This window comes from Variovorax sp. GW822-FHT04E09 (assembly GCF_058800845.1).
Map to the genome: position 1 here is coordinate 55,923 of NZ_JBXAMR010000007.1, position 12,259 is coordinate 68,181.

The 12,259-nt window shown below is 67.2% G+C and carries 10 protein-coding genes and 1 tRNA gene; 10 read left to right on the forward strand and 1 reads right to left on the reverse strand.

Features of this window, described 5'->3' with window-relative positions; all coding sequences use genetic code 11:
• Window positions 1-41: 41 nt before the first annotated feature.
• Window positions 42-734: a c-type cytochrome gene (locus AC1RL8_RS24880; protein ID WP_095948066.1), complete on the reverse strand. Its 693-nt coding sequence runs from the start codon at window positions 732-734 to the stop codon at window positions 42-44.
• A 150-nt stretch (window positions 735-884) separates the two neighbouring features.
• Between AC1RL8_RS24880 and AC1RL8_RS24885 the strand changes: the two genes are divergently transcribed.
• The 10 genes from AC1RL8_RS24885 (at window position 885) to AC1RL8_RS24930 (ending at window position 12,256) form a co-directional block, all read left to right on the forward strand.
• On the forward strand, window positions 885-1,739 hold the full coding sequence (locus AC1RL8_RS24885) for an AAA family ATPase (RefSeq protein WP_095746764.1): 855 nt from the start codon (window positions 885-887) through the stop codon (window positions 1,737-1,739).
• Between the two features lie 3 nt (window positions 1,740-1,742).
• Window positions 1,743-1,991: a hypothetical protein gene (locus AC1RL8_RS24890; RefSeq protein ID WP_159279304.1), complete on the forward strand. Its 249-nt coding sequence runs from the start codon at window positions 1,743-1,745 to the stop codon at window positions 1,989-1,991.
• A gap of 46 nt (window positions 1,992-2,037) precedes the next feature.
• Window positions 2,038-2,625, forward strand: coding sequence for a GNAT family N-acetyltransferase (locus AC1RL8_RS24895; RefSeq protein WP_492686555.1), 588 nt, complete (start codon window positions 2,038-2,040; stop codon window positions 2,623-2,625).
• A 21-nt stretch (window positions 2,626-2,646) separates the two neighbouring features.
• A complete protein-coding gene (locus tag AC1RL8_RS24900; protein ID WP_489061630.1) occupies window positions 2,647-3,834 on the forward strand; it encodes a vWA domain-containing protein in 1,188 nt (395 codons plus the stop codon).
• Between the two features lie 58 nt (window positions 3,835-3,892).
• Window positions 3,893-5,824, forward strand: coding sequence for an autotransporter assembly complex protein TamA (locus AC1RL8_RS24905; RefSeq protein ID WP_492686554.1), 1,932 nt, complete (start codon window positions 3,893-3,895; stop codon window positions 5,822-5,824).
• Window positions 5,825-5,832: 8 nt separating this feature from the next.
• Window positions 5,833-9,927 carry a translocation/assembly module TamB domain-containing protein gene (locus AC1RL8_RS24910; protein ID WP_492686553.1) on the forward strand — a complete coding sequence of 1,365 codons (4,095 nt, stop codon included), beginning with the start codon at window positions 5,833-5,835 and terminating at the stop codon, window positions 9,925-9,927.
• A 68-nt stretch (window positions 9,928-9,995) separates the two neighbouring features.
• On the forward strand, window positions 9,996-10,631 hold the full coding sequence (locus tag AC1RL8_RS24915; RefSeq protein WP_492686552.1) for a hypothetical protein: 636 nt from the start codon (window positions 9,996-9,998) through the stop codon (window positions 10,629-10,631).
• A gap of 73 nt (window positions 10,632-10,704) precedes the next feature.
• Window positions 10,705-10,779: transfer RNA gene (locus AC1RL8_RS24920), tRNA-Arg, on the forward strand.
• Between the two features lie 541 nt (window positions 10,780-11,320).
• Entirely contained in the window at window positions 11,321-11,608 is a 288-nt protein-coding gene (locus AC1RL8_RS24925; RefSeq protein WP_492686551.1) for a zinc-ribbon domain-containing protein, read from the forward strand.
• Window positions 11,609-11,830: 222 nt separating this feature from the next.
• On the forward strand, window positions 11,831-12,256 hold the full coding sequence (locus AC1RL8_RS24930; RefSeq protein WP_492686550.1) for a surface-adhesin E family protein: 426 nt from the start codon (window positions 11,831-11,833) through the stop codon (window positions 12,254-12,256).
• The last annotated feature ends 3 nt before the right edge of the window (window positions 12,257-12,259 follow it).

Genomic DNA, 12,259 nt, shown 5'->3' on the forward strand with positions numbered 1-12,259 from the left:
GCATCAGCGGGCTTTTTCTTTGGATACCAGTCTGGCCTGGCTTACTGAGGCGCGTGATGCAGGCGCGATTCAGGCACGACCTTCAGTTCGCCAGGCAGCGAGCTGATGTAGGTGGCCAGCGTCTTCAGCTCGGCGTTGGTGAACTTCTTGGGTTCGACCTGTGCGGCCATCACGGCGTTCGAGCGGCCCAGGTGGGGGTTGTTCTTCACGCGGTACGACTTCAGCGCCACGAACAGGTAGTCGGCGTGCTGGCCGGCCAGCTTGGGCACGGTGCCGTCGTTCGGCGTGTTGAAGTTGGCACCGTGGCACTTGGTGCAGCTGTTGTCCTTGTCGCGCGCGATTAGCGCCTGGACGTTCTCGGACGCGGCCTTGGCCGGTGCGGCCGGAGGTGCGTCACCTTCCTTCACGCCCAGCTGGCTGTAGTAGGCCGAGAGGTCGGCGATGTCCTGTTCGGTGAGGCTGTCGGCGATGGCGCGCATCGTCGGGTGCTTGCGGTCACCGCCCTTGTATGCGGTGAGCGCGGCCGAGATGTAGGTGGCGCTCTGGCCCGCGATCATCGGGACCTTGTGGATCTCGGGGAAGCTCGCCTGGTAGCCGATGATGCCGTGGCAACCCACGCACATCTGGACCTTCTTGGCTCCGTCCTGGGCCTTGCCAGTGACTTGTTGGGCTTGGGCCGAGACCGTCACGCAAGCGACAGCAAGGGCAAACATCGTGGTCAACAACTTGTTCATTTTGCGCGCACAATCTCGTGGAGATACAGTTTTTCGAATCAACATTCGATTATATGCAAGGGTCCCACGGGAACCTCGCGCGGGCTGCACAAGAGACTGCGCAATGCAGATCGAGTGTGTTCTTTTCTCCACCCTGCCTCCGCTCCACTCATGAAATTCAAGGGCTCAGACAACTACGTCGCCACTCAGGACCTGATGCTGGCGGTCAATGCGGCCATCACACTCCAGCGCCCCCTGCTCGTCAAGGGCGAGCCCGGCACCGGCAAGACCATGCTGGCCGAGGAAGTGGCGCAAGCGCTCGACATGCCGCTGCTGCAGTGGCACATCAAGTCGACCACCAAGGCGCAACAGGGCCTGTATGAATACGACGCCGTGAGCCGCCTGCGCGACTCGCAGCTGGCCGACGTGGACGGCGGCCAGCGTGTGAAGGACATCCAGAACTACATCGTCAAGGGCGTGCTGTGGCAGGCCTTCACGGCCGACAAGCCGGTCGCGCTGCTGATCGACGAGATCGACAAGGCCGACATCGAATTCCCGAACGACCTGCTGCGCGAAATCGACCGCATGGAGTTCTACTGCTACGAGACGCGCGAACTCATCCGCGCCAAGCACCGTCCGCTGGTGTTCATCACCTCGAACAACGAGAAGGAACTGCCCGACGCCTTCCTGCGCCGCTGCTTCTTCCACTACATCAAGTTCCCCGATGCCGAGACGATGAAGCACATCGTCGCCGTGCACTTCCCGGGCCTGAAGCAGGAGCTGCTCACGTCCGCGATGAAGACCTTCTACGACGTGCGCAACCTGCCCGGCCTGAAGAAGAAGCCCTCGACCTCCGAGCTGCTCGACTGGCTCAAGCTGCTCGTGGCCGAGGACATTCCGCTCGAAGCCCTGCAGAGCAAGGACGACAAGGTCGCCGTGCCGCCGCTGGTGGGCGCGCTGCTCAAGAACGAGCAGGACGTGACCCTGTTCGAGAAGCTCGTCTTCATGCAACGCAACAACCGCTAGGCCATGAGCCGGCAACCGCATTCCACCAGACAGCTGATGAAGCTGGGCATCGCCCAGGCGGTGCTGTTCGTGGTGGGCGCGCTGATCGGGCGCGGGATCGGGCTCTTGCTCGGGCTCGACGCCTTCGGCACTGACAGCAAGTACGGCACGCGCGAGATCGTCGGCATTGCGCTGATCGGCCTGGGCGGCGGCGCCGGTGCGCAGGCCGCGCGCGCGTGGTACGTGCACAAGTACGGCGACCCGCGCGGCTGAGCCCCAGATCCATCGAGACCCGCACGGAGACACGGAGAGTTTGCACATGGCGTTCGTCGAACCCGTCACGCTGAAGGCCCGCGGCCTCGCGCTGGTGCCGCTGGCACTCACCCACGAAGACGGCCTGCGCGCCGCGGCTGCCGATGGCGAGCTGTGGAAGCTGCGCGTCACCTCCGTGCCCGAGCCGCAGGACACGCGCGCCTACATCGAGACCGCCCTGAAGGCGGCCGACCGCTTCGCCTTCGCCGTCACCGACGAAGCCAGCGGCACCGTGCTGGGCAGCACCAGCTTTCACGACATCCTGCCGGGCGTGAAGCGCGTGGAGATCGGCTACACCTGGTACGCCGAGCGCTGCCAGCGCACCCACGTCAACACCACCTGCAAGCTCTTGATGCTCACGCACGCGTTCGACACGCTGGGCTGCAACGTGGTGGGCTGGCGCACCGACAACTTCAACTTCGCCTCGCAGCGCGCCATCGAGCGCCTGGGCGCGAAGAAAGACGGCGTGATCCGCGGCCACGTGATGCGCCGCGACGGCACCATCCGCGACACCGTCATGTACAGCCTGCGCGCGGGCGAATGGCCCGAGGTGAAGGCCCAGCTGCTGTACCTGCTCGACAAGCCGCGCGGCTGAACGAAACACAAGGAGCGCTCCATGCTCATCGACTTCTTCTACACCCTGCGTTCGGCCAAGCTGCCGGTGTCGGTCAAGGAATACCTCACGCTGCTCGAGGCACTCAAGTCCGACGTGGTGGGCCCGAACTCCGACGGCGCCTACGGCATCGACGACTTCTACTACCTCTCGCGCACCGCGCTCGTGAAGGACGAGAAGCACTACGACAAGTTCGACCGCGCCTTCGCCGCCTACTTCAAGGGCGTCGAGATGCTCACCGACTTCACGAAGGAAGTGCCGCTCGACTGGCTCAAGAAGACGCTGGAGCGCGAGTTCACCGCCGAAGAAAAGGCCAAGATCGAGAAGATGGGCTGGGACGAGCTCATGGAAACGCTCAAGAAGCGCTTCGAAGAACAGAAGGAACGCCACGAAGGCGGCAGCAAGTGGATCGGCACCGGCGGCACCTCGCCCTTCGGCAACGGCGGCTACAACCCGCAGGGCATCCGCATCGGCGGCGCCGGCAAGAACCGCAGTGCCGTGAAGGTGTGGGACCAGCGCGCGTACAAGGACTACGACGACACGCAGGAACTGGGCACGCGCAACATCAAGGTCGCGCTGCGCCGGCTGCGCAAGTTCGCGCGCGAAGGCCATGTGGAAGAGCTGGACCTGGACAACACCATCCACTCGACTGCCGCCAACGCCGGCTACCTCGACATCAAGATGCGGCCCGAGCGCCACAACAACGTCAAGGTGCTGCTGCTGATGGACGTGGGCGGCACGATGGACGAGCACATCCAGCGCGTCGAAGAACTGTTCTCGGCCGTGAAGACCGAGTTCAAGCACCTGGAGTTCTACTACTTCCACAACTGCGTCTACGACTTCATGTGGAAGAACAACAAGCGCCGCTTCTCCGAGAAGTTCGCGACCTGGGACATCCTGCGCAAGTACAACAAAGACTACAAGCTGATCTTCGTGGGCGACGCCACGATGAGTCCTTACGAAATCTTGCAACCTGGCGGCAGCGTCGAATACAACAACGAAGAGGCCGGCGCCGAATGGATCCAGCGCCTCACGCACACCTTCCCCAAGTTCGCCTGGATCAACCCCGAGCCCCAGGGCGTGTGGCAGTACCGCCAGAGCATCGCGGTGATGCAGCAGCTCATGTCCAACCGCATGTACCCGCTCACGTTGCGCGGCCTCGAAGAGGCGATGCGCATGCTGTCCAAGTAACCCGCGGCCCCGCACAAGTGGGGGGCAGCCGCCACACGGGTGCTGTCAGAATGCCCCCATGGTCAGGGTGGCATCCGTTCTTTCGCCGGCGTTGTGGCCGGCTTTGCTTTTTTCCGGCGTCCTGCTTTTGCAAGGCTGCAGCCTGCTGCCTAAAAAAGAGGCGGCGGACACGGGCGCGTCCACCGCGGGCGTGGTGCGCAGCGGCGACACCAACGGAGACACCGCCAAGGACGACGACAAGGCCAAGGCCGACGGCCGGCGCAACGCCTTCAGCGTCGACGTGCGCGGCCCCGAAACCGAGCGCGACTACCTCGCGCGCCACCTCGAAATCCAGCGCTACCGCGAACTCGACGACCTGGGCGTGACCGAGGTCTCGCGCCTCATGGTCGCGGCCGAGGCCAACGCGCGCGAGCTGCTGGGCACGCTGGGCTACTTCACGCCCACGCTCACGCTCGAACTCAACGAAACGCCCGACAGCACCGAGGCCCCGCGCGAGGTCGTCATCACCGTGGCGCCCGGTGAGCGAACGAAGGTGTCGACCGTGCAGATCCGCTACGCCGGCCAGATCGCCAACGACCCCAGCGCCGAAGCCCAGCGCGACGCCATCCGCACCGGCTGGGCGCTGCGCGCCGGCGAGCCCTTCACGCAAGGCGCGTGGGACGACGCCAAGACCACCGCGCTGCGCAGCCTCACGGCCAAACGCTTTCCCACCGGGAGCGTGGAAATCAGCCGCGCCGAGATCGACGCCGACCGCCACGAGGCCCGCCTCGGCGTGACCTACCAATCGGGCCCGGCCTACAAGTTCGGCCCGCTGGTGCTGCGCGGCGTGGAGCGCTACGACGCCGATGCCGCGCGCCGCATCGCGCGCCTGCCCACCGGCACCGACTACGACCAGCAGAAGCTGCTCGACGCCCAGCAACGCCTGGCCAGCAGCGGCTACTACGACTCGGTGTTCCTCACGCTCGACACCGACAGCCACACGCCGCTGGCCGCGCCCGTGATCGCCCAGCTGCGCGAAGCGCCGCTGCAGAAGGTGGTGATGGGCGTGGGCTTCACCACCGACAACGGCCCGCGCCTGTCGATCGACCACACCCACAACCGCATGCCGCTGCTCGGCTGGCGCGCCGTGTCGCGGCTCTCGCTGGACAACGACATCCAGTCGCTGGGCACCGAGTGGAACGCCGTGCCCGACGACCGGGGCTGGCGCTGGTTCGCCGGCGGCGAACTCAAGAGCGAGCAGTCGGGCAGCTACGTGGTCGACAGCGGCCGGCTGCGCGGCGGGCGCAACAAGTCCAGCGACCACATCGACCGCAGCTACTTCCTGCAGTACGACTACGCCCACAACCGCGGCACCGACGCCCCGCCCTCGGCCTCGGCCGTCACCGCCAACTGGGGCTGGACCGGGCGCTACTTCGACGACAACGCGGCGCCCTCGCGCGGCTACGGCCTGGCGCTCGAAATGGCCGCGGGCTACACGCTCACCGGCCAGCAGGTGCCCTTCACGCGCACCTACGCGCGCTGGCTCGGCGTGCTGCCGCTGGGCGCGGCCGACGACAGGAACGCCCGCGCGCGCCGCAGCCGGCTGCAGATGCGCCTGGAGGCCGGCGCCGTCGCGGCCAAGGACAGCGCGCAGATCCCGTCCACGCTGATGTTCCTCACCGGCGGCGACACCACCGTGCGCGGCTACAGCTACAAGCAGATCGGCACCGTGCGCGCCGACGGCAAGACCGTGGCGGGCCGCTACCTCGGCGTGGCCAGCCTCGAATGGCAGCGCCCCTTCGTCTACAAGGACAAGCTCACCGAATGGGAGAGCGTGGTGTTCGTGGATGCCGGCGCCGTGGCCGACAAGCCCGGCGAGCTCAAGCCCAAGGTCGGCGTGGGCGTCGGCGCGCGCTGGCGCAGCCCGGTCGGCCCGGTGCAGGCCGACCTGGCCTACGGCGTCGACTCGAAGAAATTCCGCCTGCACTTCCGTCTCGGCTTCACCTTCTGACCCGCTTCATGCCGTCCACGCCCGCCACAGCCACGCCCCGTCCCCGCTCGCGCACCCGCCGCGTGCTGCGCGCGCTGGGCTGGACGTTGGCGGGTCTGTTGCTCGTCGTGCTGCTGCTCGCCGCGGGCACCTGGTGGTGGCTCGGCTCGAACACCTCACTGGCCTTCGCGCTCGCCCAAGCCGCGCAGCGCCTGCCCGCAGGCCAGACGCTCGAGAGCCGCGACGTCACCGGCTCGCTGCGCACCGGCGGTCGCATCGGCTGGCTCAAGTGGCAAAGCGAGAGCCTCGCGGTCGAGGTGAACGACGCCACGCTCGGCTGGCAACTCGCCCCGCTGTTCCAGCGCAAGGTGCAGCTCGGCGAGATCCACGCGGCGAGCCTGTCGATCGAACGCCGCGGCCCGCCCAGCGACACGCCGACCGAGCCGCTCACGCAGGTTGCATTGCCCGTCGAAGTGGCCGAAGTGCCCTTCCGCATCGACGAGGTGCGCTGGGCCGGACCGCCCGCGCTGGAAGCCAAAGGCCTCGCAGGCCGCTACAGCTACCTCGGCGCGCAGCACGCGCTGGACATCGAAGGCGTCGACATCGCCGACGGCCACTACAGCGCCCGCGTGCGGCTGCAAGGCCCCGCGCCGATGGCGCTCGACGCCACGCTCGACGGCCGCGTGAAAGCCCCGCTCGCCGAAGACCGTCACATCGAGGTGCAGGCCAAGGCCTCCGTGAACGGCACGCTGGCCGGCCCCGAGGCGCGCCTGCAGGTCGCCGCCGACCTGCAGCCCACCGAGCCCGACACCGAAGCGCCCATGACCGCCCAGCTGCGCGCGCAGATCGCGCCCTGGCTGCCGCAGCCCGTGGTCGACGCCAAGGCCGACCTGCGCAACGTCGACGCCGCCAGCCTCTGGCCCGGCGCGCCCCGGACCCGGCTCACCGGCACCGTCGAGCTCGCACCCGACGCCGCCACCGGCCCCGCCGCGTGGAAGGCCTCGGCCGACATCCGCAACGCCGTCGCCGGCCCGTGGGACGAACAGAAACTGCCGGTCGAGCAGGTCCAGGCGCAGGTCGGCTTCGACGGCACGACCTGGACCGTGCCCGAAGCCACCGTGCGCGCGGGCGGCGGCCGCATCGACGCCGAAGGCAGCTGGAGCCCCGCGCCCTCGCCCTGGCAGGTGCGCGCCACCGTGCGCGGCGTGCGGCCCGGCGCGCTGTACAGCGAGCTGTCGGGCGCGCCCGTCGGCGGGCAGATCAGCGCACGGCAGGCCGAAGACTCCGACACCCTCGTCTTCGACGTGGCCCTCCGCGCCGAAGGCAACGGCGGCGCCGGCAGCAAAGCGCTGCCCGGCTTCGGCCTGGACCGCGCGCTGGCGCAGGGCCAGTGGAAAGACCAGGTGCTCGACCTGCGCACGCTGCGTGTCGAAGCGATGCGCGCCAGCATCGACGGCAAGCTGCAGGTGCGCGTGGCCGAGCAGGCCGCCAGCGGCAAGCTCGCCCTCTCGCTGCCGGGCGGCAGCGCGCAGCTCGACGGCCGCATCGCGCCCACCACCGGCGGCGGCGACCTCCAGGCGCGCATCGACGACGCCGAGGTGCTGCAGCGCTGGGTGCAAGGCCTGCCGGGCCTGTCAGCCGTGTTCGCGAACGCCAGCGCCAAGGGCAGCGCCCGCCTCGACGCCAGCTGGCAAGGCGGCTGGCAGACCGTGCAGCGCCGCATCGAGAACCCCGGCGCTGCCGCGCGCGGCAACGCCGAGCCCAGCCTCAAGGCCGCGCTCGCCGTGCCGCGCCTCGATCTGAACCTGCCCGCCGCCCAGCCCGGCGGCACGGCCACCAATGTGCAACTGCGCGCACTGCAGGCCGACCTCGCCGGCAGCATCGCCCAGGCCACGCTGACGCTCAAGGGCGAAGCCACCACCGGCACGCAGAAGCTGGCGCTCGACACCCGTGCCAGCGGCGGCCTCGCCAGCGCCAACCAGTGGCGCGCCACCCTCGCCAGCCTGCGCCTGCAGGCGCAAGACACCGCCACCGCGCGCCCCGGCCAGGGCCCCTGGGTGCTGGAGCTGGGCCGCGAAGTCACGGCCACCGTGCGCGCCGCCGACAACCGCCTCGACGTCGAAGCCTCCGCCGCCGACGCCACCCTGCGCGGCCCGCTGCCCGGCACCGTGCGCATCGACTGGCAGCCGCTGCGCTTCAACCAGAGCGGCGCCGCGCCCAACCGCGTGTTCCGCCTGCAGTCCAAGGGCCAGATGCAGGGCCTGCCGATGGCCTGGGCCGGCGCGTTCGGCGCCAACGCCACGCTGAGCGAACTCGGCATCAGCGGCGACCTGCTGTTCAACGGCGACTGGGACATCGACGCCGGCGACACCCTGCGCGCCAAGGCCCGGCTCGCACGCCAGAGCGGCGACATCCGCGTGCAGGCCGGCGAGGCCGCGCTCGTCACCCGCATCACCAGCACCGGAACCGGCACCGCGAGCGAACGCACCATGAGCTCGGCCAGCGGCAAGAACGAGGTCAACGGCGTCGACGTCACTGCCACACCGGCCGGCCTGCGCCGCGCCGAACTGCAGCTCGACGCGCAAGGCGACGCCGTGCGCGCCACCCTGGCCTGGGACAGCGAACGCGCCGGCCGCCTCGACGCCGAGCTCGGCACCCGCATGCAGCAGCGCAGCGGCGGCTGGCAGTGGGCGCCCGACGCGCCCTTGAACGGCACCCTGCGCGCCGCGCTGCCCAACCTGGGCGTGTGGTCCATGCTCGCGCCGCCCGGCTGGCGCATCGCCGGCACGCTCGACGCCAACGCCACCTTGTCGGGCAGCCGCACCGCGCCGCGCTGGAACGGCACGCTCGGCGCCGACCAGCTCGCGCTGCGCGCCCCGGTCGAAGGCCTCGACCTGCGCGACGGCCGACTGCGCGCCTCGCTCACCGGCGACCGCTTGGAGATCACCGAGTTCACGCTCAAGGGCGGCGCCGGCAGCAACGCGCGCATCGGCGGCCAGAGCGGCAACCGCAGCACCGCCGCCAGCGAAGCGCGCACCGACGGCGGCTCGCTCACCGCGCGCGGCGACCTCAGCTGGGGCAGCAACAACAGCACGACCAGCACCGGCATCCGCATGGCCCTGCAGGCCGAGCTGCGCGCCCTGCGCGTGCTGGTGCGCACCGACCGCCAGGTGTCGCTGTCGGGCAACCTGCAGGCGCGGCTGGACGACGGCCAGTTCAACGTGCGCGGCAAGCTCAAGACCGACCGCGCCGTCATCATCCTGCCCGACGAGACCGCACCCAGCCTGGGCAGCGACGTCGTCGTGCGCTCGGCCGCCAAGGACAAGGCCGCCGCCGAGGCCGCGCAGCGCGAATCCGCCAAGGCCGACGCCCAGGCGGCCAAGGCCGCCAAGCCCCAGACCGCCAAGCCGCCCGACATCGTCGTCACCTTCGACCTCGGCGACGACTTCGCCGTGCAGGGCCGCGGCATCACCACGCGGCTCGAGGGCGAACTGGAAATCCGCAGCACCCGCCTCGATGCCCCGCCACGCATCACCGGCGAAGTGAAGACCGTGAAGGGCCAGTACCGCGCCTACGGCCAGCAGCTCGACGTCGAGACCGGCATCGCGCGCTTCAACGGCCCCTTCGACAACCCCGCGCTCGACATCCTGGCCATCCGCCCGAACATCGCACAGCGCGCCGGCGTGCAGATCACCGGCTCCGCGCAGTCGCCCCGCGTGAAGCTCTATGCGGAGCCCGCGCTGTCCGACGCCGAAACGCTGTCATGGGTCATCCTGGGCCGCGCCTCAGCCACCAGCGGTGGCGAGTCGGCCCTCTTGCAGCAGGCCGCCCTGTCGCTGCTCGGCAAGATCGGCGGCACCACCACCGGCGGCAGCCTGGCCAGCCGCTTCGGCCTGGACGAACTCGGCTTCAAGGGCCCCGGCAACGGCGGCGACTTGCGCGAGTCGGCCGTCACGCTGGGCAAGCGGTTGTCCAAGGACTTCTACATCACCTACGAGCGCAGCCTGGGCGGCACCTTCGGCACCCTCTTCATCTTCTACGACCTGACCAAGCGCCTCACGCTGCGGGGCCAGGCGGGGCAGACGAGCGGGGTGGACCTGATCTACACGGTGAAGTACGACTGAGGGTGGGGGCGATCCGTGCGGGGCACGTGAAAGTCGTTGTTACAGTAACGGCTCAACGAGGAGAAAAAATGATCAGAGTCGCTACCGCCCTTGCCTCATTGGCGGTCATTGCCGGCTGCGCCGGAAAGCTGGATTACGTCCGTCCGACAACGCCGACGTCCGTGGAGAACACGAAGGTCATCAACAAATCGCGCCAAGCCGTATGGGATGCAGCGGTTCCCCAATTGGGGAAGGAATTCTTCGTGATCAACAACTTGGACAAGTCGTCCGGCCTGATCAATATCAGTTATTCCGGCGACCCGGAAAAGTATGTGGACTGCGGGCGCATCGTCTCCTATGTCAAGAATGCGCGCGGCGAACGGACCTATGACTTCCCAGCCGCCAGGCAGCAGATGGACTACGAGATCATGACGTCCAACTTGTTCTTCCTGAGCAGGCAAATGAATCTCGACGGGCGCGTCAACCTGATCTTCGAAGAGATCGGTCCGGAACAAACGCGTGTTTCAGCCAATACGCGATACGCACTGCGGCTCGAGCAGACGACACGCGACGTCCACGGTCGCTCGGTCAACAATGGAGCGACCAACGTCGCATTCAACACAAACACATCGGCCAGCTTCCCGCGCGCTGACAATTCGAGCGAGCCGGTCAGCTGCCGATCGACCGGCCAGTTGGAGAAAGACCTTCTCTCGAACATCCGCTAAATAGCAGGCAGGCCGGTGGGACACATTCCCGACGCGATAAACTGCACCCCCTCGCACGGCCAGCGAGTACACCGTCTTCGTAGTTCAATGGATAGAACGGGGTCCTCCTAAGACTCAGATACAGGTTCGATTCCTGTCGAAGGCACCAAAGACCCGGATCACGGCGTCTCACGCCACATCAGAAACCCGCACGCTCCAAGGCGTAGCGGGTTTTTCTTTGCCTCACGACGACGCAGCTGGTGAAGGCGGCTGGGAAGTACTGCCGGATGGACCATTCAGTCAGCGGCAAGCGCAAGACGCTGGTGCGCGACTCACTACACCGCCGATGCGGTGGCCGATCCCTGCGGCCTCCTCTCCGGCATCTGGCACGGGATCGTTTTCCCGCTAGCGCTACTTTCCAACCTGATTTCTTGGGTCGCTAGCCTCCTAGGGATTTCGCTTCTGAACTCAATCCAACTCACAGGAAGACCAAAACCGGGATTTGGTACCACGTGGGATTTGCACTTGGCTCGGATGCACATGGGGCAGTGCAAGGTAGTCCAACGGCATCCTTCCGCCCCCGTGTCACATCGCGTCGCGCAGCATGAAAGCGGCGGCGATCTCACCCCCTCTGAACGCTACACAACCCCGAGCCGCAGGGCTCCACAACCGAAGGTTACGATGGTGGCTCGAACGAAAGGAGCGAGGAAATGGCATTGGTCAAATGCAAAGAGTGTGGCGCCGAAATCAGCGACAAGGCAGCCGCGTGCCCGCAGTGCGGCGCGAAGTTCAAGCGCTTCAAGTGGTGGCTCTGGGGGCCGCTCGCGATCTTCTTGGCGTTCCTGGCCTTCGGCGCGAGCATCCCTCAGTACAAGGCTGATGCAATGGCGGCGCGAAAGGTGTGTGAGACGGCATTCATGTCGGGCGGCGTCGCTTCGTTGAGCGAATGTGATCGGCAGTACGACAGAGCACTCGCGCGCGGGCAGCAAAACCGCTAGTCAAGAGTTGCGCCGTGCTCCTCGCCCGCAAGAATTTCCGGTGAGGTGACGACAAGAAAAAGCCCTCCGGAGAGGGCTTACATGTTCAGCGCAGCGAAGAACTCACCCCCGGCTACCGGAAGGCCGCGGCCCGTGATAGGAAGGACCCAATCCGCGCATTGCAGTCGGCGGCGCTATCTTGGCGGCGCGTTGTGGTGTCGAGGTTCCAAACGAGGAGAAGAATTGGTCAAGCACCTACTGGCAGCAGTCGCTCTTGCACTTTCGGCGACAGCATCACAGGCCGAGGCCGAGTGGAAAAAGATCTACACCGAGAGCGATCTCGCGATCTACGTCGATATCAAGTCGGTTCGATTGCCCGCGGACGACGTCTATCGCATGTGGACACTCTGGTCCTTCAAGCAAGCGCAAAAGAGCGGGTATCGGTCGTACAAGTCTTTCTACGAAATCGATTGCCAAAAGGAGAGCGTGCAAACGCTTTCCAATATCCAATATTCGGGTGCGATGGGTGATGGCCGTGTGACCATGACTCATCCAGAACCACAGCAGCCGTCTTACTTTCCTCCAGGCAGCATCATGGGCGTGATATCGGACCTGTTTTGCAAGACGGTCGCGGAGCAGCTCGAAGAGCTCCGCACCGCCCCGAAGTGACTG